Origin of the sequence: Bradyrhizobium sp. 153 (assembly GCF_023073835.1) — a bacterium.
Classification (GTDB): domain Bacteria; phylum Pseudomonadota; class Alphaproteobacteria; order Rhizobiales; family Xanthobacteraceae; genus Bradyrhizobium.
The window spans coordinates 44363-65920 of record NZ_JADPKH010000134.1; the positions used below are offsets into that span (position 1 = coordinate 44363).

Sequence of the window (21558 nt, forward strand, 5' to 3'; positions counted from 1 at the left end):
TGCAGCAATGATTTCGTCAGGTGTCATGGACACAACCTGGCCGGGCGCACGACCAGTCCATCACTACTCCGCCGCCTCGCTATGCCCAAGCCGGACGTTCAGCTTGCGGATCAGTTCCTCCGCCGCATCGGCGATCACGGTGCCCGGCGGGAAGATGGCTTCGGCGCCGGCCGCGTACAGCGCGTCGTAATCCTGCGGCGGCACTACGCCGCCGACGATGATCATGATGTCGTCGCGGCCCTGCTTCTTCAGCGCGGCCTTCAGTTCCGGCACCGCCGTGAGGTGGGCGGCGGCGAGCGAGGAGACGCCGAGGATGTGCACGTCGTTCTCGACCGCCTGCCGCGCAGCTTCGTCGGCGGTCGCGAACAGCGGCCCGATGTCGACGTCGAAGCCGATGTCGGCGAAGGCTGACGCGATCACCTTCTGGCCGCGGTCATGGCCGTCCTGGCCGATCTTGGCCACCAGGATGCGCGGGCGGCGGCCTTCCGCCTCCTCGAAGGCGTCGATCAGCGCCTGAACCTTCTCGACCTGGTTTCCCATGCTGGAGGCCTCCCGCTTGTAGACGCCGGTGATGGACTTGATCTCGGCGCGATGCCGGCCGAACACCTTCTCCATCGCCTCCGAAATCTCGCCGACGGTCGCCTTGGCGCGCGCCGCGTCGATGGCGAGCGCGAGCAGATTGCCGTTGCCTTCTCTGGCCGAGCGCGTCAGCGCGGCGAGGGCGGCATCGACGTCCTTCTGATTGCGCTCGGATTTCAGCCGCGTCAGCTTGTCGATCTGCAAGCGGCGGACATTGCTGTTGTCGACTTTGAGGATCTCGATCGGCGCCTCATCGGTCGGCTTGTACTTGTTAACGCCGATCACGGCCTGCTTGCCGGCATCGATGCGGGCCTGTGTCTTGGCCGAGGCTTCCTCGATGCGCAGTTTCGGCACGCCCGCCTCGATCGCCTTGGCCATGCCGCCGAGCTCCTCGACCTCCTGGATGTGGCTCCAGGCCTTGGCGGCGAGGTCGCGCGTGAGCCGCTCGACATAATACGAGCCGCCCCAGGGATCGATGATGCGCGTGGTGCCGCTCTCCTGTTGGAGGAAGAGCTGGGTGTTGCGAGCGATGCGCGCCGAGAAATCGGTCGGCAGCGCCAGCGCTTCGTCGAGCGCGTTGGTGTGCAGCGACTGGGTATGGCCTTGGGTGGCCGCCATCGCCTCCACCGTGGTACGCATGACGTTGTTGAAGACGTCCTGAGCGGTCAGCGACCAGCCTGAGGTCTGGCTATGCGTGCGCAGCGACAGCGAGCGCGGGTCTTTCGGATTGAATGGCTTCAGCAGCTTCGCCCAGAGCAGGCGCGCGGCGCGCAGCTTGGCGACCTCCATGAAGAAGTTCATGCCGATCGCCCAGAAGAACGACAGGCGCGGCGCGAAGCGGTCGACGTCGAGGCCTGCAGCGAGTCCGGCACGCAGATATTCGACGCCATCGGCGAGCGTGTAGGCGAGCTCGAGGTCCTGCGTCGCACCGGCCTCCTGCATGTGATAGCCGGAGATCGAGATCGAGTTGTATTTCGGCATCCTCGTGGAGGTGTAGGCGAAGATGTCCGAAATGATCCGCATCGATGGCGCGGGCGGATAGATATAGGTGTTACGCACCATGAATTCTTTCAGAATGTCGTTCTGAATGGTGCCCGAGAGTTTTTCCGGCGGCACGCCCTGTTCCTCGGCGGCCGCGACATAGAGCGCCAGGATCGGCAGTACCGCGCCGTTCATGGTCATGGACACGCTCATCTGATCGAGCGGAATCCCTGCGAACAGCGTGCGCATGTCGTAGATGGAATCGATCGCGACGCCGGCCATGCCGACGTCGCCGCCGACGCGCGGATGATCGCTGTCATAGCCGCGATGCGTGGCGAGATCGAAGGCGACCGAGAGGCCCTTCTGTCCAGCGGCGAGATTACGGCGATAGAACGCGTTGGAATCCTCTGCCGTGGAGAAGCCGGCATATTGCCTGATGGTCCAGGGCTGGTTGACATACATGGTCGGGTAGGGACCGCGCAGAAAGGGCGCGATGCCGGGATAGGTCTCGAGGAAATCGAGGCCGGCAAGATCGGCCTCGCCATAAGCGGGTTTTACGAGAATGCCCTCGGGCGTCAGCCACGGCTCGGCGCTGCCTAATGGCGCTGTGGTTGCGGTCCGCTCGAAGGCGACATCGGCGAAATTGGGAATGCGGCTCATCTCTTGGAATCCTCAAAGCTGCGATGATGCTCGATCAGCCTTTGCACATTCTTCTTGTAGACCGGATCATCCAGCCGGCTCTCAGTCATCGCTCAAGTCCCGCTCCGCGGCAAGCGCGCGAAAAGCTCGACAAACTTCCATTCTGCGAGACCTAGCAAGCTTTGTCCGAGCAGCTGAAACACCGGACGGCCTCAATCATGATCCGGATGCTGATAGCTGACGATGGTCGCCATCTTCTCCGGTCCGTAATTCTGCTGGGTGGTCTGGCTCGGCAAATTGGAGATGCCGACTACCCAGCCGAGGCGAGATTCGGTGCCGAACTGCCGCGTTGGGACAACGTGGTCGGGGCGGTCGAACGTGCCTGTCATGATCTCGATCCGGTCGCCGTCGATGCGGCCAAAGCTCAGCGGCGTGCCGCAGGCGGCGCAAAAGCCGCGCTCGGCGATGGAGGAGGAGCGGAAGAACGACGGCCGTCCCTTGGTCCAGGCAAAGTCCGTCTTGTTGATGTCGGCGAAGGAGGCGAACGGGGCGCCAGCCGCCTTCTGGCACATCCGGCAGTGGCAGATCGAGACCTTGGTCGGTGCCGTCGTGACTCGAAAGCGCACGGCCCCGCATTGGCAGCCGCCGGTGAGAACGGTTTTGCTGGTTTCGGTCATGGCTGCTCCATCCGCCGGTAGGCGTCTTGCAGCGTCGCAAGCGCATCGCCTCCGGCGAAGACGAAACCGGTGACGCCGGCCGCACGCAGCGCCGCCTCGGCATCGGTCGGGCGGCCTGCCAGATAGATATGTCGGGCGCCGGCCGTTTGCAGGGCCCGGGCGGCGGGTTCCGCGTGACCGGCATAGACCTTGTCGCTGGAACAGAGGCAGGCAAGCTCCGCGCCGGAGGCCTTGAACGCGGTAGCAAGCTTGGACGGATCGGCAAAACCCTCGCTGTCGAGGGCCTGGATGCCGCCAGCCTCGAAGAAGCTCTTGGCAAACGTCGCCCGCGCGGTGAAATCGGCGGGCGTGCCGAGATTGGCCAGGAACACCTTTGGCCGGGCGCCACGTGCTTTCAACGCGGCATCCGACTTGTCACGCAACGCCTCGAACGGTTCCGCCAGCCGGATCGGCGACAGTGCATCGAATTTGTATTTTTGCTCACCGTAAGGCGGAAGCGCGATTGGCGTCACCTTCAGCACGGCCGTCTCGCTCTCATGCAGGTTCGGAAACTCGCTGGCGCCGGTCAGCACGTCTCGGCGTTTTGCGATGTTGGCCTCGCGCGCCTTTCGCGTAGCCGCTACTTTACTTTGAAAAATACCCTGCTGAAGCGCGGCAAAGGCGCCGCCGGCTCTCTCGCTCTCCTGGAACAGCGCCCAAGCGGCCTCGCAGAGCTGCGCGGTCAGCGTCTCGATGCCGCCGGCGCCCGCCGCGGGATCGCTGACCTTGGCGAGATTGCTTTCTTCCAGCAGCAGGGCTTGCGTGTTGCGCGCCACGCGTCGTGCGAACGGATCGGGCAGTCCGAGCGCCAGCGTATGCGGCAACACGGTGATCGCGTTGGCGCCGGCAAGCCCGGCCGCAAAGGTCGCGATGGTCGCGCGCAGCATGTTCACGTAAGGGTCGCGCTGCGTCAGCATGCGCCAGGCCGTGTCGGCAGCGATGAACAGCGGTTTCGGCGTCAGGCCACAGGCCTGCTCGATGCGCGCCCACAGCAGCCGCAGCGCGCGGAATTTGGCCATGGTCAGGAACTGGTCGGCATCGGCGGAAAGCCGCGCATAGACCATGTCCTGCGCCTGCTGCAGCGCAATGCCGGCATTTTCGATCGCGCGCAGATAGGCAACGCCGCAGGCGAGCACGAAGGCAAGCTCCTGCACTTCCGAACCGCCGGCATCGTGGATCACGCGTCCGTCGGCGGAGGCGAATGGCCCCTTGAAGCCGAGCCCAGCGAGACCCTTGATGGCGCCGGTGATGGCTGGAACGATCTCCTCCCAAGTATAGGGGCTGTGGCCCCACACCGCGCCGGCCGCGAGCGGATCAAGCCCGAAGCGGATGTTGCAGGCGGCGGGATCGAAGCCTGCGCTCTTCACATATTCCGCGACATGGATCGCGGCCATCCGCGATTGCGGACCGATCTGAAGCTCGAGGCCGATGCCGGCATCGAGATGGATGTCCTTCAAGACTCTTGCGACCGCATCGGCTGACGGTTCCAGGCCGAAGCCGTGGGCGCCGCTGCCGCCGGCGAACACCAGCGCGAGCCCCGTCGCGCCGTTCTCGAGATCGGTCAGCGCCTGCGCATTCGCGGCAGCCGCATCGGGATGGTCGATCCGCTGCATGATCTGCCAGGGCGCAGCTGGCGGCCGGCCCACCACGGGCGCAAGGCCCTTGGCGCGTGGGTAGAGCGGCTCGATCTTCAGGCCATCATAGGTCTTGCCGACCAGCTTCTCGAACGGCGCGCCCTTCAGCACGCCGTCAACCAGCTTGCGCCAGTCTTCGATCGTCGCCTTGGGGAAATCCGCCGCCAGCGGCAGGTCGTCAGTCACGGAGGTCATGCGGCGAGGGGCTCCCGAAATCTTGTTATTCGCAGGCGAAATTGCCACGGCGGACCGCCCCTGCAAACGGTTGTTTTTGGTTAACCGGTATCCGGAAGCCGCTCAATGCCTTGCGTCGAGACGCTGGCGAGCCCGTCACGCACACGAACGCCTGATATGAGGCGGTCGGGCGCGATTTCGGCCAGCGGCACCAGCACGAAGGCGCGCTCGAACAGGCGCGGATGCGGCAGGGTCAGATCGGGCTTCTGCAAGCTGACATTGTCATAGGCAATCATATCGAGATCGAGCGTGCGCGGGCCCCAGCGCCGCTCCTTGTCCCGCGTGCGGCCGAATTTCTGCTCGATCTTCTGGAGCACGAACAGCAGTGCATGCGGATCAAGGCTGGTCTCGATCTCGATGCACGCGTTGATGAAGGGCTCCTGGTCCTCATCGCCCCAGGGCGGCGTTGCATAGTCGGACGAGCGCGCGATCAGCGCGGCTTGCGCCATGCCGCAGATATGCGCGATCGCCTTGCGGAATGTCGCGCGGACATCGCCGACATTTCCGCCGAATGCGATCAAGACGCTCGCCATCTTATGGATGCCGCGAGCGCGTCAGCATGATGCCGACGTCGTCGAAGATCGCGGCGATCGGCGCATGCGGCTTGTGCACGGTGATCTTCACGGCGCGGATGCGCGGGAAATGCGACAGGATGGCATCGGCCACCGCGCCGGCGGCGCGCTCCAAGAGCTTGTAATTGGTGTTCTTGAACGCCGCCGTGGTGGTCGCCACCACTTCGGCGTAGGACACGGTATCGGCGAGCCGGTCGCTGCGCGAAGGCTCCGACAGGTCGGTATAGAGTTCGAGATCGATGACGAAGCGCTGGCCGACTTCGGTTTCGTGATCCATGACGCCGTGGCGCGCGTGGATCGACAGGCCGGTGACGAAGATCGTATCGGTCATGGCTTGCTCTCGATTGCTGCTGCTACACGCAGGGCCTGCAAGGTTTCGGCGACGTCATGGGTCCGAATGATTTTTGCGCCGCGCTGCGCGGCGATGACGTGCGCGGCGATCGATCCGGCGAGTCGCTCTTTCGGCTCCGACGGCGACACCGCGGCGATGAAGCGCTTGCGCGAGGCGCCGACCAGGATCGGCAGGCCGAACATGTCGAGTTCGCGCAGCCGCGCCAGCGCGATCATGCTCTGCTCGGCCGTCTTGCCGAAGCCGATGCCGGGATCGAGTACGATTTTGTCCCGCGCGATACCAGCCTTGGCCGCGATATCCAGCGAGCGCAGGAAGAAGGTTTTCATGTCCGTGACGATGTCGATGGTGGGGTCGGCATTGTCGCGGTTGTGCATCACGATGACCGGAACGCCTTTAGCCGCGACCAGCGGTGCCATGGCGGCGTCGCGTTGCAGGCCCCAGACGTCGTTGACGATCGCCGCGCCCTGGTCGAGCGCGAACGCCACCACCTCCGCCTTCATGCTGTCGATCGAGACGGGCGCGCCAAGCGCCACGACGCCAGCCAGCACCGGCTTCAGCCGGGCGAGCTCGCGTTCCGCTGTGACCGGCTGGGCGCCCTTGTAGGGCCGGGTGGACTCCGCGCCGATATCGATGATGTCGACGCCATCAGCGATCATCGTCCGGGCACGCTCCAAGGCCTGCTCGGGCGCGATGAACGCGCCGCCGTCAGAGAAGGAATCCGGGGTGACGTTGAGCACCCCCATCACCGCCGGAAGCGGCCGTTCCAACAGCGTCCGCAGCACGTCGGCCCCGGCCGAGCCGGCCGGCGGGACGGATGGGGAGGGCGAGGCGCTCATGCGGGTGGCTTTAGCGGTCGGGGAGGGGGAGTTCAAGACCAACCCCTCGTGTCATTGCCCGCGAAAGCGGGCAATCCAATACTCCGAGGCATTGCGACAATGTGGAGGAGGCGCGGCGTACTGGATACCCCTTCGCGGGGTACGACGGAGAGAGTGTGTGGCTAATACGTAATCTTCGGCGGCAGCTTCTTCGCCTTGGCGATGATCTCGCCGACCGACTTCTCGGAAGGCAGGATGCGGAGGAGCTTCTTCTTCTCGTTCGCGTCCCGCATGCTCTGCGCGAGCCTTGCCGGATTCCGATAAGCGAGCTCGCGCACCGTGGTGACGCCGGCAGCGCGGACCAGGCCGACCTTGGCCCGGCCCATGCCGGGGATGCGCATGTAGTCAGAGACGTTGGCCCATTCGAGCAGCAGCTGCTCGCTGATGCCGGTCTTGGCAGACAGCGCCTTGCGGCCTTTCACGGTGCCGGCAGCCTCGAGCAGCGCGTCGGTGGTGCGGATTCCCTGCGCCTTCAACTTGTTGGCGGCAAAGGCCGACAGGCCCTCAATCTCGGAGATGGGATATGTCATGATTCTCGATATGAAATGCGAAAGCTTCAGGCGAATTGGCTGAGGCCCGGCGTCCCCGCGATGATCTTGCCCATCTGATCGGCTCCGATTTTGTCTCGGCCGAAGCGAAAAAGTTCACGGGCGATGTTTTGAATCTCCGACATGCCGAGTCCGAGGCCCATCAGGCGTGAGCCGACGGCCATCAGGCCACCGCCCATCAGCCGCGACAGTCCGCCGCCGCTCCCGGACGTCTCGATCACGGCTTCCGCACCGGGAATCTGGTCGATCAGGGCCTGCACGCTGTCGGAAGGACCCTCGCTGCGGAGGAAACCCAGGATAATGCCGACAGTCTTTTCAGCGACAGCACTATCTATGCTGGCGTTTGTTGCCAGCCGCCCGATCAGCTCGTCCATATGGCCTGCCCCTCAGCCGGTTCACATGCCGGAGTATTGCTTTCGAAAATGATCTTGAGCCGGTGCGATGTGAAATACAAGCGATGAACGCGACCAACGTTTCGAACGCGCGAAAAGTGTTGCAGCGATGCAAGAGCGGAGATGGAATCAGCAAGAAAATACCGCGGTGCGAATGCACCTTTCCGACTTTCGGCTGATGTTTCCGACGATGTCGCATGTCCGGACCACGTTGAATGGTTTCAATCGGCTCGCGACATGCGTTAAACTCCGGAACTGGTGTATTCGAGTTTCGATACGCGAAACTGCAGAGATCAGAGACCATAATGACCGCACAGGACAGCAAGCTCGGTGACACCGACGAGAAGATCTTCGTCGGCAAGGGAAACGAGCAGGCATGGCTGACGCTGGCGCTCGCCAATCGCCATGGCCTCGTCACCGGTGCAACCGGAACCGGCAAGACCGTGTCGCTGCAAGTGATGGCGGAAGGATTTGCGCGCGCCGGCGTTCCGGTCTTCGCAGCCGACATCAAGGGCGACCTCTCCGGCATCTCCGAGGTCGGCGAACCAAAGGATTTCATCGTCAAGCGCGCCACCGAGATGGGGCTGACGTTCCAGCCCGACCAGTTCTCGACGGTGTTCTGGGACGTGTTCGGTGAGCAGGGCCACCCGGTGCGGGCGACGGTCACCGAGATGGGACCGCTGCTGCTCGCGCGCATGCTCGACCTCAACGACGTGCAGGAAGGCGTGCTCAACGTCGCCTTCCGCGTCGCCGACGACAACGGTCTCGTCCTGATCGACATGAAGGACCTTCGCGCGCTGCTCGACGCCATCGTGCCCGATAGCGGGAAGAAGGGGCCGGACGCGGCGGCGGATCCGCTCGCCGCCATCCGCAAGGCCGCGCAGGGCTTCGGCAACGTCACCAAGGCGACCGTCGGCACCATCCAGCGCCAGCTCCTGGTGCTGGAGAACCAGGGCGGCTCCAAATTCTTCGGCGAACCGGCGCTGACGCTGAAGGACTTCATGAAGACCGACCGCGACGGGCGCGGCATGGTCAACATCCTCGTCGCCGACAAGCTGCTCCAGAGCCCGCGGCTTTATGCGACATTCCTGTTGTGGATGCTGTCGGAGCTGTTCGAGGAGCTGCCCGAGGTCGGCGACCTGCCCAAGCCGAAGCTCGTGTTCTTCTTCGACGAGGCGCATCTGTTGTTCAACGATGCGCCCAAAACGCTGATGGACAAGATCGAGCAGGTGGTGCGTCTGATCCGCTCCAAGGGCGTTGGCGTCTACTTCGTGACGCAGAACCCGGTCGACGTGCCCGATCGCGTGCTCGGGCAGTTGGGTAACCGGGTGCAGCACGCGCTGCGCGCTTTCACCCCGCGCGACCAGAAGGCGGTCGCCGCCGCAGCCCAGACCTTCCGGCCCAACCCGAAGCTCGACACCGCCAAGGTGATCATGGAGCTCGGCAAGGGCGAGGCGCTGGTGTCCTTCCTCGAGGGCAACGGCACGCCTTCGATGGTCGAGCGGGTGATGATCCGGCCGCCGTCGGCCCGGATTGGACCGATCACGCCGGAGGAGCGCAAGGCGATCATGGCTATAAGCCCGGTCAAGGGCAAATACGACACCGCTGTCGATTCCGAGTCTGCCTACGAGATTCTTCAGAAGCGCATCGCCGGCACGGCGGCAACGGCAGATGGTTCGGCAGGTGGAAGCGGTGGCGGCATCCTCGGCCAGATCGGCTCGATCGTCGGCTCTATCTTCGGCACCAACGTCAAGCGCGGCCGTCTGTCAACCGGCCAGGTCATCGCGCGCGACGTGACGCGATCGGTGACCAACCAGGTGATCGGGGGGATGGCCGCCAATATCGGCAAGTCGGTCGGCGGCCAGCTCGGCGGCTCGATCGGCCGCACCCTGGTTCGCGGCGCGCTCGGCGGATTGCTGCGGCGCTAGAGCGTGATCCGGAAAAGTGTGAAGCGGTTTTCCGAAAAGATCATGTTCAAACAATAACCTGAAGCGCGATGACGATTCATCCCGATCTCGTCGCGCCTTAGGCAGCACGCCCGGCCATCACGCCGCCGGAGGTTTAGCGGCCATCGGGAGGCCATCACAGCGCACAAATTCCGGTGAGGGGCTCTCCAAGCATCCGCCCGTCTGCTACGTGGTAGTCCGCCGCCGACTGGACTCCACCGTGACCTCCACCGCCCCGTTAGCCAAACCTGATGCGCCGAGACGCCTGTCGCTGCGCGCGCCGCTGGACCTGCTTTTCCTGTTCTGCTGCGTCCTCCTGACCGCCGATGTGCTCATTCCCGAGATCTTCGGCCACGGCAAGACCAAGGATTACGGGCTGTGGTACTGGGCCGGGCAGCAGATCCTGGAGGGACGCTCGCTCTATCCCGGCGATATCAGCGACTACTTCGAATTCATCTATCCGCCGCTTCCGGCGATCATGTTGGCGATCCCGAGCTGGTTCGGCAAGATCCCGCTCTATACCGTCCTGTCCATCCTGAATGCAGTGGCGTGGTGGTACACCGGGATGTTCTCCCAGGTCCTGGCTGGCTCGGACCGCAAGCCCGGTCCCTGGCTGGAAGCATTGCCCGCCTTCGTCACCGTCACTTTCGTGTTCGACATGTTCGACCTCGGCCAGCCGAACCTCGTCCTGTTGGCGATGATGCTCTACGGCTTCTGGAGCTTGCGGCATCAGCGCCCCTGGCTTGCTGGCTTCATGTTTGCGCTCGCGACGGCCATCAAGGTGTTTCCGATCGCGGTGCTGCCCTACCTGATGTGGCGGCAGAAGTGGGCGGCCGCCGTCGCTACGGTCGCCTTCACCGGCATTCTTCTTTACGTCGTGCCGGCGCCGATCCGCGGCTTCGAGCGCAACGCAGCCGAACTTGCGACCTGGTACCAGGCCATGGTCGGTACCAACTCGGAACAAGGCTTTGGCCAGCGCGGCGAGCAGAATTGGTCGTGGGTCAACCAGTCCCTCATTGCTGTCACGCATCGCCTGGTCCGGCCGATCAATTACAATCTGGAAGACCCCAACAAGCCGCCGCGTACGATGAACGTCATCGACGTCGACTACAGCACGGCGAACTGGATCGTGCTCGCGCTGTCGGCGGTGCTCGGGCTCGGCTTCGTCGCGATCATGCCTCGGCAAGCGCGGCGAACGGCGCGCTCCGACGCCGAGGAGCTCGGCATCCTGTTCTGCCTGATGACGATTGCCTCGCCTCTGGCGCGGCAATACTACTTCATGTGGCTGTTCCTGCCCATGACGGTGCTGATGCATCGGGCCACCCTCGACGCGCGGGCGAATGTGCGGCTGGGAACCTGGCTCGCTTTGGGTGCCGCCGGCATCCTCATGCTGCTATCGCTGCCGTGGTTTCCCAATGTCATCCAGGCCTGGGGCAATAATCTCGTTGCGACCGCCATCCTTGCCGGCAGCCTCGCATGGCACATCTGGCATCCGCCGGCTGGTCCCGAGGCCGCGCCAGCGCTAAAAGCGCAGACACCTTGAGACCAACAATCGGGAATACGACCATGGCCAATGCGCAGCTTCAATCCGTGCTCGACCACATCGACAAGGATTTCGATAACAGCCTGGAGCGTCTGTTTTCGTTGTTGCGGATCAAGTCGATCTCCGCGGATCCGGCCTTCGCCGCCGATTGCAAGGCCGCGGCCGAGCACCTCGCCAAGGACATCGCAAGCCTCGATGTCGCCACCGAAGTGAGGCCGACCGCCGGACATCCCGCCATCGTCGGCAAGGCCAGGGCGGGCGGACGGCCGCACGTACTGTTCTACGGCCATTACGACGTGCAGCCGGTCGACCCGCTCGATCTCTGGGATCGTCCGCCGTTCGAGCCTGTCGTCACCGACCATGCCGATGGTCGCAAGATCATCGTCGCGCGCGGTGCCGAGGACGACAAGGGCCAGGTCATGACCTTCGTCGAAGCCTGCCGCGCCTGGATGAAGGTGACGGGCTCGCTGCCGGTCGACATCACCTTCCTGATCGAAGGCGAGGAGGAGGTCGGCTCGAAGAATTTCGTGCCCTTCATCGAGGCCAACAAGGACGAGTTCAAAGCCGACTACGTGCTGGTCTGCGACACCGGCATGTGGGATCACAACACGCCGGCGATCACGACATCGCTGCGCGGCCTGCTCTATGAGGAGCTGAAGATCACCGCCGCCAATCGCGACCTGCATTCCGGCGTCTTCGGCGGCAGCGCGATGAACCCCATCCGGGTCCTCACGAAAATTCTGGGCAGTCTGTTCGACGACGACAACCGCATCACCATTCCCGGCTTCTATGACGGGATCAAGGACACGCCCCCTGACATCTTGGTGCAGTGGAAAAAGCTCGAATTCACGCCGGACACGTTCCTCAAGCCGGTGGGCTTGTCGATCCCTGCCGGCGAGAAGGGGCGCTTGCTGATCGAGCAGGCCTCCTCGCGTCCGACCTGCGACGTCAATGGCATTTGGGGTGGCTATATCGGCGAGGGCTCCAAGACGGTGATCCCGTCGCACGCGTCTGCCAAGGTCTCGTTCCGTCTGGTCGAGGGGCAGGACCCCCAAAAGATCCGCAAGGCGTTCCGCGACTACGTGACCGCGCGCATTCCGGGCGACTGCAAGGTCGAGTTCGGCGACCATTCCGCCGCGCCCGCAGTCGCGCTCGACTGGAATATGAAACCGCTCGCCGCCGCCAAGAAGGCGCTGACCGAGGAATGGGGCAAGGAGACCGTGCTGATGGGATCGGGTGCCTCGATCCCGATCGTCGCCGATTTCAAGCGCACGCTCGGCCTCGATTCGCTGCTGGTCGGCTTCGGCCTCGACGACGACAACATCCATTCGCCGAACGAGAAGTACGATCTGCGCAGCTTCCAGAAGGGCATCCGCTCCTGGGCCCGCATCCTCGCCGCGCTGGCGGAGGTGAAGTGACCGCGTAGCGGTCATTCCGGGGCGCCTCGAAGAGGCGAACCCGGAATCTGGAGATTGTTGCGCGAGATTCTCAGGTGCGCAATTGCGCACCTTAGTTCGCGCTTTTCGCGCGCCCCGGAATGACGGGCGTGGGGAGTTACCCCTAAATAAAAACGCCGCCCGGAATTGGGCGGCGTTTCATTCCAAAAGGCGTAGAGGTTCGTTGCACGCTACCCTACACCAAATCCCGAAAATCTCAAGTCCGATAGCCCGGATTGACGCGGTCGAGCTTGCGTAGCAGCGGCGGCCACACGAGATTGGTGGCGCGCAGCTCGGCGCGGTCGCGGTTCGACAGTAGCTCGGTATTCTTGTCGATCGCGACGTCGTCGACTGGATAGATCGGCGTACCCAGCGCGCGCGTGCGCACCTGCATCGAGCAAGCGCGCTCGAGGTGGTACATGCGCTCGAAGGCGGAAGCGACCGAGCGGCCGACCGTCAGCGTGCCGTGATTGCGCAAAAGCATGTGGTTGTGGTCGCCGAGGTCCTTCTGCAGCCGCGGCCGCTCGTCATGGTCGAGCGCGATGCCTTCATAGTCGTGATAGGCGAGGTCGTGGGTGACGAGCTGGGCGGTCTGGTTCAGCGGCAACAGGCCTTCGGCGCTGCTCGACACCGCGGTGCCGTCGAGCGTGTGGAGATGCAGCACGCAGATCGCGTCCTCGCGCACCTCGTGGATCGCCGAATGGATGGTGAAGCCGGCGGGGTTGATGCTGTATTCGCTCTCGGAGAGCTGATTGCCATGCAAATCGACCTTGACGAGGCTCGACGCCGTGATCTCGTCGAACATCAGCCCGTATGGGTTGATGAGGAAGTGATGGTCGGGGCCGGGCACGCGCGCGGAGATGTGCGTGTCGACCAGATCGTCCCAGCCGTACAACGCGACGAGGCGATAGCAGGCGGCGAGATTGACGCGTTGCTGCCACTCGGCTTCCGTCATGTTCGACGGCACTTCCTTCAGGCGCGCTTCCGCTGGCGACATGGCTGATCTCTCCGAACATCGTTGTTGCGGAGAAGGAGCCTAGTCTTGGGTGAGGCGGGCAGCAAGGCGCGGCCAGCGCGCGGCAGTTCAGCGTTGCCCGCATGAGCGAAGCGATATGCGGGCAGCTCCAAGGTGGCCCCGGATGTCGCTTCGCTCATCCGGGCTTCGAGTTGGGAGAAGATTATTACGGAGCCGGGATCGACAGCAGGCTGGAAATGCTGCGGCCGCGGATATCGTAGACGCGGGCGAACACCACGTCGTCGCGCTTGATCTCGACCATGACGGGTGCGGTGAGGCCCTTGCAGTAGAATTCGCCCAGCGTCATCGCGAAATCGGCCGCGTTGGAATCCCAGCCGATGGTGAAGTCGGGGCCGAGCGCGACCTGGGCCGGTCGCTGCGGCCCGCACACCGCGACCTTCCATTTGCGATTGCTGGGCGGCACTTCCTGGCGCTCGACCAGCTGCTCGCGCAGCTCGTCCGAGGCCTGCTTCAGCGCCAGGCCCCAATAGTCGAGCATAAAGCGGTCGTCGGCGCCGCGCACGGTGCCGGCGATGTGGTTGAAGTGCGTGTATTGATAGGGATGCAGCCGGATCATCTCGGCGAGCGACAGCGCAAGACCGAAGCAGAAGGTGGCGAGCACGACCGGCTGCCAGGTGCGGTGATTGGAGCGCAGGCGTTCCATAGTCCAGCCGAAGGCGACGCCGCCGAGCACCGCCATTGGCGGGATCACGAAGACGAAATGGCGGATGCCGTTGTACAGTGCGGGACGCTTCACCATCGCGATCGCGAGCGGCAGGGTCGCGGCCAGCGTCAGCATCAAGAGGATGGTTTTGCGGCGCGCGGGAACCTCGCGGCGCGGCAGCATGGCGAAGGTGCTGACTACGGCGCCGCCCATCAGCACCAGCATCACCTCGGGCAGCTGCAGCGCGAACAGCGTCGGCAGATAGGACCAGGGCATGTCGGGCACGGACACGATCGCGCCATCGAACATCTCCTTCCACGGCTTCTCGAAGAAATGCGAGAAGTAGGTCAGCGCCTCGAAAGGATTGCCCGGCTCCATGATCGACCACGGCCAGATCAGGCCCATCACGAGATAGCCGAACGCAAGGCCAGGCAGCAGCACATAGACGACATGGGCGAAGCGGCGGACCGCCTCGCGCAAGCCCTCGCTGCGCAATTCCTCCAGGAACAGCGGGACGAAGCCAAGCATGGCGTAGACCAGCGCGAGACCGCCGAGAACGCGGCAGCCCAACGAAAGGCCGGCACCTAGGCCGACGATCAGGACCGTGCGCGGCGAAGGCTGCGGATATTCCTCCGCGAGGCGGACGAGGCCCAGCATCAGGATGATCATGGCCACCGCGAAGGGCGCATCCTTCGGGTTCATGAACATGTGGCCGTAGAAGATCGGGCAGAGCGCGAGGAGCAAAAGTGAGGCAAGACCGGCGAGGGCCCCGCCGATGCGGCGCCCGAGCCGCCACGTCACCGCAAGCCCGATCACGCCGACGATGGCACCGACCAGACGTCGTGTCTCGAACAGTTCGAGCGGAATGATCTTGTGCAGGAGAGCGGCGATCATGTCGAAGCCGCCGCCATACATGTACAGATTGGCGAACGAGAGCGCCGCGGTATCCCTGAAGCCGGAACCGAACATGCGCAGCAACAGATCGGCATATTCAGCGTGGGTGTAATCGTCCCAGCCGAGCCCGTAGTCGCGGAAGGTCAAACCTGCAATGACGGCGACCGCAGCCAGCACCAGCATGGCGAGATCGTCGCAAGTCCGTTCGACCGAGCGCCGCAGAGGCGTATCGATCGCCGAAGTCGTGATGGATGTCATGGCTATTGGTGACCCGGAATCCCCTCTCGACCCTGCTGGCGCGCGCGGGCCTGCTCCCCGGGATCCCTATAGCGCAGTTCCATTACCAAGTAATTGGGCATTATGGCTAAATTCCTGATGCGGCGCAGCAAATGCGGAAACTTGGAGTACCGGTAGCAGTAGTGAGCCGCAGCTGAAGGGAATGTGAATAAGTCCCTGATTTCCTTCCCTTTGGGAACACCGCCCATAATTGGCCGTTGGCGTGGAACACCGGATGACGGTATCGTGGCGTGACGAGTGTCGCATGTGGATGCGCGGTCGGGGGTGAGTTCGATGACCTTGGCATTGCTGATCGTGGGGATTTTCGCCGTTCTGGCGGGCCTCCTTGCGATCCTGTTCGGCTACACCGTCAGGGAATTCAGCGTCGGCAGCACTCTCATAATCTCCGGAACCATCGGCGTCTGCACCGGAATGTTACTGGTCGGCCTGCATCTTCTGCTCCTTGAGCTGAGGGGCATCGCCCGCCGGTTGGCGGCCGGATCTGCCGCATCGTCCGAGGTTCGCGTCAGGCCCGTGCTCCCGGGCCTCGCAATGCCGGGTGCGCCTGCGCCCGAGCCGGCGCTTGCCTCGCCTGCGAAGACCGAGCCCGGGCCACCACCGCCACCACCAGGCCCTCCGCCGTGGCAGAGCGAAGCCGCCGTGCGCGAGCGTCCGCGCGCCGAGGCGCCCGAACCACTAGCGCCTCCTGCGGCTCCGGAAGCGCCGCGCCGCCGCAACCTGTTGTTCGCCTCGACCTCGCGCAAGGAGCGTGAGCGCGCGGAGGCAAAGCCCACGGAGGGCCCGCAGCCGTCTCATGAAGAACCCGCAGCCCCGGACGTTCCGCCTGCCAGTTTCGACGATGCCTGGCCGAAGCCGGAACGCATGCGCCCGCCGGAGCCGCCGATCACCTCCCGCCGCCCGCCGCCGCGCTCGCCCTCGACCTTTGCGGAAGCCGCTCCCCCGCCGCCGCCGCCTGCACCTGAGCCGGCGCCTTCACTTGAGCCGGCGGCTGCGGCCGAGCAGGCGCCCGTGACCGTGCTCAAATCCGGCGTTGTCGATGGCATGGCCTATTCGCTCTATTCCGACGGTTCGATCGAAGCGCAGATGCCGGAGGGCATGATGCGCTTTGCCTCCATCGACGAGCTCCGCGCGCATCTCGACCAGCGGGGCTGAGGCCGCTGTTTGGAAGTAAAGCGCCGCCCTTCGCCAGTAATTAGCTCTTCGTCCTCAGTCGTCGTGGTTCAGCCCAACGTATTGTTGACACGGAATACTCTGACGTCGTCAATCCCATGAGACGCAAGGTGGAGAAGGGGCGGGCGCATGTCGGATGCTGGGAATAAGAATTTCATCGAGCTGACGGCGAGCATCGTGTCGGCCTATCTCAGCAACAATCCGACACCCGCGGCCGAGATCCCGAGCCTGATCAGCCAGGTGCATGGCGCCTTGGTGCGGGTCTCGTCAGGCCGCACCGAGACCGCGCCGCTCGAGCCGGCCAAGCCGGCGGTGTCGCTGAAGAAGTCGATCGCGCCGGATTATCTGGTGTGCCTGGAAGATGGCAAGCGCTTCAAGTCGCTGAAGCGCCATCTGCGCACCCAGTACAACATGACGCCGGAACAATATCGCGAAAAATGGGGACTACCGGCCGACTATCCCATGGTCGCGCCGAACTATGCGGTGGCCCGCTCGCAGCTGGCGAAACAGATGGGGCTAGGACAGCAGCAGCGGAAACGGAAGTAAAATTCTTACGAAGCTTCCGCGAGCGCCTCTTTGGCGTCGGTCTTGATGCGCTCGACCATCGAGCGCAGTCCGTTGGACCGCTGCGGCGTCAGATGATCGCGAAAGCCGAACTCGTTGAACACCGCGATCGCATCGGTATCCAGGATCTCCCGCGGTGTGCGGCCTGAATAGAGCGCGAGCACGATCGCGACCAGACCACGCACGATATGCGCGTCACTGTCGCCGCGATATTTCAGGACCGGCGCGCCATTGCTGCGCTCTACCAGCTTCTGGAGCCAGACCTGGCTGACGCAGCCTTGCACCTTGTTCTCGGCAGAGTGCTCCGCCTCCGGCATCGGTTCCAGGGTGCGGCCGAGCTCGATGACGTACCGATAGCGGTCGTCCCACTCGTCGAGAAGCTCGAAATTGTCCCTGATTTCGTCGATCGTCGTCATGCTGGCCCATGGTTCCCGTTCAGGCCAATATAGGGACGCGAAGCCGTGAAATCGATAGGGTTTGGGCGCTAATTGACGGGGCGGGCCTAATTCGCCGTGGCAGGTCCGCGCCATTCCAGCGCGAGGTCGTCCTGGGTCAGGGTGTCGCGCGGCGCCTCGCTCGCGGCAATGTCGCCTTCGCCGGCCAGCGCGATCGAGCCGGTGTGGTCGGGCGCCTTCTTGTCGGTCTTGTCGTTCTTCTCGTTGGTGTTCTGCTCTTTCTTGTCGTTGATGATCTGGTAGATCTTGCGCGCGCCGTCCTGGGCGCGCTGGCCGATGATGGTTGCGGCCTGTCCGCCGACCTCGCAGGCCGCCGGCTGACGCTTGCAGAACTGGGTCACGTCGGAGACGGCCGCGGTCGCAGCCTGCACTGCGTCGGCGGCGCCGATCTGCGGCAGCTTCTCCGATTCGGGCGTCTTGTCCCGCGGCAGGAGAACCAGCACCAGTCCGAGCCAGAATGTGATGCGGAGCAGAAAGCGCATCTTGCGACCTGTACGTTCGATCCTGCCGCGGCGATTTCCGCGGATATCGGACCTAGCAACGCTCGATAAATCGCAAGTGATTGCCTTGAGCTTAATTCGCGAAAAAATTGCGCAAAAATCTTCGCGCGATCGACGATCTCGTAAATTTTCAATTGACGCCCGCGCCCATGATTCTGCTGGACCCCGCATCCACCAATTCGAAACCATGCCGAGGGATGTGAAACCCCGTGTTCACCATCCGCAGCGAAGACGCCGCCAAATCATCTAAAAAGCCGCGCGATGACGCGGTGTCCGGCCGCATGCCACGCCGCCTTAGCACTCGTTTAAGGTCGCTCTGACACGGTGGCTCAACGACAAGGAGGCGTTCCGGCACGTCTTCTCAGACGATTGAGCCGAAGCGCGAGACCCGTGACAGTTTTGAGTACCATCCGCGATTGTCTCGATGCACTGCTGCATCCCTCCGCGCGTTACGATGCGCTGACGGGAGCGCGCCATCGTGCCTTCATGGCGCCGCGGCTGCTCGGCAGCCTGGCCGCCTTCGCCGCATTCCCGATCTATCTCGTCCTGCGCGGCGCGCCGAGCGCGATCGAGGTCACCGCCTTTGCCTGGCTGATCGCGCCGATCCTGTTGTCGTGGTTCCTGTCGCGCACCGGCCGCTATGAGGGCGCACACGTGCTGTCGTCGCTGGCGCTTGCCGGCCTGATTATGGCAGTGGCGGCCACCACCGGCGGCATCGAATCTTTCGCCGCGATCTGGCTGGTCGTGGTTCCGCTCGAAGCCGCGCTGTCGGCCTCGCGCCGCGTTGCGGCCTTCGCGTCGCTGCTCGCGCTGTCCTGTGCCGGGATCCTGATCCTCGTCAGCCAGTTCGGCTGGCTGACGGTCGAGGAGCCGGGCGCTGCAGCGCGCGGCGTGCTGATGGCGCTCGGCGTCGCTTCGGCGACGCTCTACGCCGCCGGCCTCGCCTTCGGCGCGGAATCGCTCGCGCGCACCAGCGTTGCGCTGCTATTGCGCGAGGAAGAGCGCTATCGTCTGCTCGCGCGCAACATGAGCGACGTCATCTCGCGGCACCAGCGCAACGGCGCGGTCGAGTTCATCTCGCCGGCGGCGGAGGCCATGCTCGGCATGCCCGTCACGCAACTGCTCGGCCACGGCCTGTTCGACCGCGTACACGTCGCCGACCGTCCGGCCTATCTCACTGCGTTATCGGATGCGGCGCGCGGTGACGTGTGCAGCGTCGAGTTCCGGTTGCGGCGGGAGCCTGCTGGCTCCGAGCGCGGCCAGATCGATTTCATTTGGGTCGAGATGCGCTGCCGCCCGCTCGAACAGGACAGGGCCCATGACGTCACGGGCGAGGCCGAAGTCGTTACCGTGATGCGCGACGTCACCGATCGCAAGCTTTCCGAGCAGGCGCTAGATCAGGCCCGCAGCGCCGCCGAGGCGGCCGATGCTGCCAAGACGCGCTTCCTCGCCACCATGAGCCACGAATTGCGCACGCCGCTCAACGCCATCATCGGCTTCTCCGAGATGATCGCGCAGGAGCAGACCTTGATGCTGGGTGCGGCCCAGCGCAAGGAATACGCCCAGCTCATCAACGATTCCGGCCAGCATCTGCTGTCGGTCGTCAACGGCATCCTGGACATGTCCAAGATGGAATCGGGCAATTTCGAGATTGCGTCGGAGCCGTTCGCGCCGCGCGCCGCGCTGCTGCATTGCTGCAATTTGCTGGCGCTGAAGGCGCGGGAGAACGGCATCGACCTTATCACCGATGCGCCGCAGGATCTGCCCGTCATGACCGGTGATCCCAGGGCCTTCAAGCAGATCGTGCTCAACCTCGTCGCCAACGCCATCAAGTTCACCGAGCGCGGCGGTCAGGTCACCGTGACGGCGGCAGTGTCGGGCGCGCAGCTTGCGCTGCGCATCAGTGACACTGGCGTCGGCATTGCGCCCGACGATCTCAAGCGCATCGGCGCGCCGTTCTTCCAGGCCGGCAAGACCTATCAGCGCCGCCACGAAGGCACCGGCCTCGGACTTTCGATCGTGAAGAGCCTCATAGCGTTGCATCTCGGCGAATTGACGGTACAAAGCAGGTTAGGCGAGGGCACCACCGTCACCGTCAAGCTGCCGCTCGTTTACACGCCGCCGCAGGTCAAGCCGGCGGAGAGCAAGGTCGCGACGCTGACGCCGATGTTGCGCCAGGAACCTCACGACCAACTTCACGAAGAATCTCACGACCAACCTGCGCTGGTGAAGAAAAGTGCCTAAGAAGTCTGCAAAGGACGAAGCTGCTCCGCGCCGTCGTGGTGCCAAGGCCGCGGTCATCGATGTCGAGACCGAGCGCAACCTCGTCATGCGCGTGCTGCTGCACAGCCCCAAGGATACGCTGGCCGGCCTCGTCGCCGCCGCCGCCATCGGTGCGATCGTCGCCAATGCGCTGTTCCTCCAGACCGGCCGGCACCCCGCGCCGATGTTCGGCACGGTGATCAATCTTCCTGCGCCGTCATCCGTGTCACTGTCGAACCCCTTGCCGCGTCCGCGCCCCGTTGGCGCCGACACTTCGCCGCTCGAGCCGCGTGCGACGGAGTTTCGCACCGAGCCCAAACCTGTCGAGCGCGTCGCCGAGAAGACGCCCGAAAAGCCCGTCGAGGCGACCGCCTCGACGCGCCCGAACGATCCGATGACCAATCTGGTCAAGGCCACGACCTCGACGTCGCCCTCGGTCGTGCGCCCGCCGGCGCCGATCCCGGTGCAGAGCCCGGCCGTGCGACGTATCGCCGGCGTGCAGCGCGCGCTGTCCGAATATGGCTACGGCAATTTGAAGATCACGGGCACGATGAGCGGCGAGACCCAGTCCGCGATCCAGAAATTCGAGCGCGAGCACAAGATGCAGGTCACCGGTCAGGTGTCGGACCGGCTGCTGCGCGAGCTCGCGGCCGCTATCGGCCATCCCGTCGAATAGTCTTGGCGCCTGCACGGAGGCTGGTGCTGATTGCAGCACTGGCCTATCGTTCGGCTCATGCGTTTGAAATCCAACATATGGGTGGCCGCCTATTTGCGTCGCTGCCAGACCGAGGGCGTGTTCGGCGCGGTGCGCCGCCGCGGCGCCGAGGAGGCGGGCGCGGTGTTCGTGAAAGTATCGCTACTCGACGGCCATGCGATGCTGTACGCCCCGGCGCCGCAGACCGTCTATGACGACGGCCGCCCCGTCGATCGCTTCTTCGTACCGGTCGCGCCGCAGCCTTTGCCGGAACAAACCATCGAGGAACGGCTGGCGAAGGAAATCCGCTTCGACCCGGACGCCTGGATCGTCGAGACCGAGGACCGCGCGGGCCGGCATTTTCTGGAATTGGCGAAGACGTAAGCCGGCGTCATTGCGAGGAGCGAAGCGACGAAGCAATCCATAATCCGTCCGCGGAGAGACTCTGGATTGCTTCACGGAGCCTGTCACGGGCCGCGCTTTGCGCGGACCCGTTGGCTCGCAATTGTCGATGTTCAATAATTCGCTGATTGGATCGCGGTGGTCTTGGTAGCGGCGAAGGCCTTGGGAGTTTGTCCTGCCAAGGCCTGATGGGG

The 21558-nt window shown here is 64.2% G+C and carries 20 protein-coding genes; 8 read left to right on the forward strand and 12 right to left on the reverse strand.

Going from position 1 to position 21558, the window contains the following annotated elements; all coding sequences use genetic code 11:
- Window positions 1-63 precede the first annotated feature (63 nt).
- The 8 genes from scpA to IVA91_RS31770 all read right to left on the reverse strand — a co-directional run bounded on the left by scpA (window position 64) and on the right by IVA91_RS31770 (window position 7504).
- Window positions 64-2220 (reverse strand): methylmalonyl-CoA mutase, encoded by a 2157-nt coding sequence (gene scpA, locus IVA91_RS31735; protein ID WP_247276656.1) that lies wholly within the window; start codon window positions 2218-2220, stop codon window positions 64-66.
- Between the two features lie 191 nt (window positions 2221-2411).
- Window positions 2412-2876, reverse strand: coding sequence for a GFA family protein (locus IVA91_RS31740; RefSeq protein ID WP_247276655.1), 465 nt, complete (start codon window positions 2874-2876; stop codon window positions 2412-2414).
- Complete coding sequence (locus IVA91_RS31745; RefSeq protein WP_247276654.1) at window positions 2873-4744, reverse strand: methylmalonyl-CoA mutase family protein; 1872 nt, start codon at window positions 4742-4744, stop codon at window positions 2873-2875. Before IVA91_RS31745 ends, IVA91_RS31740 begins: the two co-directional genes overlap by 4 nt.
- 80 nt (window positions 4745-4824) lie before the next feature.
- Window positions 4825-5316 (reverse strand): 2-amino-4-hydroxy-6-hydroxymethyldihydropteridine diphosphokinase, encoded by a 492-nt coding sequence (gene folK / locus IVA91_RS31750; protein ID WP_247276653.1) that lies wholly within the window; start codon window positions 5314-5316, stop codon window positions 4825-4827.
- Window position 5317: 1 nt separating this feature from the next.
- Window positions 5318-5686, reverse strand: a complete 369-nt coding sequence (folB, locus tag IVA91_RS31755; RefSeq protein WP_008553485.1) for a dihydroneopterin aldolase — start codon at window positions 5684-5686, stop codon at window positions 5318-5320.
- On the reverse strand, window positions 5683-6543 hold the full coding sequence (gene folP / locus IVA91_RS31760) for a dihydropteroate synthase (protein WP_247276689.1): 861 nt from the start codon (window positions 6541-6543) through the stop codon (window positions 5683-5685). The genes folB and folP overlap by 4 nt, the downstream gene beginning before the upstream one ends.
- A gap of 161 nt (window positions 6544-6704) precedes the next feature.
- Window positions 6705-7112, reverse strand: coding sequence for a DUF4332 domain-containing protein (locus tag IVA91_RS31765; RefSeq protein ID WP_247276652.1), 408 nt, complete (start codon window positions 7110-7112; stop codon window positions 6705-6707).
- Window positions 7113-7138: 26 nt separating this feature from the next.
- Complete coding sequence (locus tag IVA91_RS31770; protein WP_247276651.1) at window positions 7139-7504, reverse strand: DUF2267 domain-containing protein; 366 nt, start codon at window positions 7502-7504, stop codon at window positions 7139-7141.
- A 323-nt stretch (window positions 7505-7827) separates the two neighbouring features.
- Here IVA91_RS31770 and IVA91_RS31775 point away from each other — a divergent pair, with 323 nt between their 5' ends.
- From IVA91_RS31775 to IVA91_RS31785, 3 genes are all read left to right on the forward strand, one after another.
- Window positions 7828-9450, forward strand: coding sequence for a helicase HerA-like domain-containing protein (locus IVA91_RS31775; protein WP_247276650.1), 1623 nt, complete (start codon window positions 7828-7830; stop codon window positions 9448-9450).
- Window positions 9451-9688: 238 nt separating this feature from the next.
- The gene (locus IVA91_RS31780; RefSeq protein ID WP_247448575.1) at window positions 9689-11011 is read left to right on the forward strand and encodes a glycosyltransferase family 87 protein; all 1323 of its coding nucleotides are present in this window, start codon (window positions 9689-9691) and stop codon (window positions 11009-11011) included.
- Between the two features lie 23 nt (window positions 11012-11034).
- Window positions 11035-12429, forward strand: a complete 1395-nt coding sequence (locus IVA91_RS31785; RefSeq protein WP_247276648.1) for a M20/M25/M40 family metallo-hydrolase — start codon at window positions 11035-11037, stop codon at window positions 12427-12429.
- Between the two features lie 235 nt (window positions 12430-12664).
- On the opposite strand, the gene IVA91_RS31790 is transcribed toward IVA91_RS31785, so the two are convergent.
- Entirely contained in the window at window positions 12665-13444 is a 780-nt protein-coding gene (locus tag IVA91_RS31790) for a class II aldolase/adducin family protein (RefSeq protein ID WP_247276647.1), read from the reverse strand.
- Window positions 13445-13628: 184 nt separating this feature from the next.
- The gene (locus IVA91_RS31795; protein ID WP_247276646.1) at window positions 13629-15278 is read right to left on the reverse strand and encodes a glycosyltransferase family 39 protein; all 1650 of its coding nucleotides are present in this window, start codon (window positions 15276-15278) and stop codon (window positions 13629-13631) included.
- Window positions 15279-15590: 312 nt separating this feature from the next.
- Here IVA91_RS31795 and IVA91_RS31800 point away from each other — a divergent pair, with 312 nt between their 5' ends.
- Together IVA91_RS31800 and IVA91_RS31805 are read left to right on the forward strand one after the other, a co-directional pair.
- Window positions 15591-16469, forward strand: coding sequence for a DUF308 domain-containing protein (locus IVA91_RS31800; RefSeq protein WP_247276645.1), 879 nt, complete (start codon window positions 15591-15593; stop codon window positions 16467-16469).
- A gap of 147 nt (window positions 16470-16616) precedes the next feature.
- Window positions 16617-17033 carry a MucR family transcriptional regulator gene (locus IVA91_RS31805; RefSeq protein WP_247276644.1) on the forward strand — a complete coding sequence of 139 codons (417 nt, stop codon included), beginning with the start codon at window positions 16617-16619 and terminating at the stop codon, window positions 17031-17033.
- A gap of 5 nt (window positions 17034-17038) precedes the next feature.
- On the opposite strand, the gene IVA91_RS31810 is transcribed toward IVA91_RS31805, so the two are convergent.
- Together IVA91_RS31810 and IVA91_RS31815 are read right to left on the reverse strand one after the other, a co-directional pair.
- Complete coding sequence (locus IVA91_RS31810; protein ID WP_247276643.1) at window positions 17039-17467, reverse strand: SufE family protein; 429 nt, start codon at window positions 17465-17467, stop codon at window positions 17039-17041.
- 86 nt (window positions 17468-17553) lie between these two features.
- Window positions 17554-17988 (reverse strand): DUF5330 domain-containing protein, encoded by a 435-nt coding sequence (locus IVA91_RS31815; RefSeq protein WP_247276642.1) that lies wholly within the window; start codon window positions 17986-17988, stop codon window positions 17554-17556.
- 408 nt (window positions 17989-18396) lie between these two features.
- Here IVA91_RS31815 and IVA91_RS31820 point away from each other — a divergent pair, with 408 nt between their 5' ends.
- Genes IVA91_RS31820 through IVA91_RS31830 form a run of 3 tightly spaced genes read left to right on the forward strand, consistent with a single transcriptional unit; the run spans window position 18397 to window position 21346 of the window.
- Window positions 18397-20250: a PAS domain-containing sensor histidine kinase gene (locus IVA91_RS31820; protein ID WP_247276641.1), complete on the forward strand. Its 1854-nt coding sequence runs from the start codon at window positions 18397-18399 to the stop codon at window positions 20248-20250.
- Window positions 20243-20944 carry a peptidoglycan-binding domain-containing protein gene (locus IVA91_RS31825; RefSeq protein WP_247276640.1) on the forward strand — a complete coding sequence of 234 codons (702 nt, stop codon included), beginning with the start codon at window positions 20243-20245 and terminating at the stop codon, window positions 20942-20944. Before IVA91_RS31820 ends, IVA91_RS31825 begins: the two co-directional genes overlap by 8 nt.
- Before the next feature lie 57 nt (window positions 20945-21001).
- Window positions 21002-21346 carry a DUF1491 family protein gene (locus tag IVA91_RS31830; protein ID WP_247276639.1) on the forward strand — a complete coding sequence of 115 codons (345 nt, stop codon included), beginning with the start codon at window positions 21002-21004 and terminating at the stop codon, window positions 21344-21346.
- The last annotated feature ends 212 nt before the right edge of the window (window positions 21347-21558 follow it).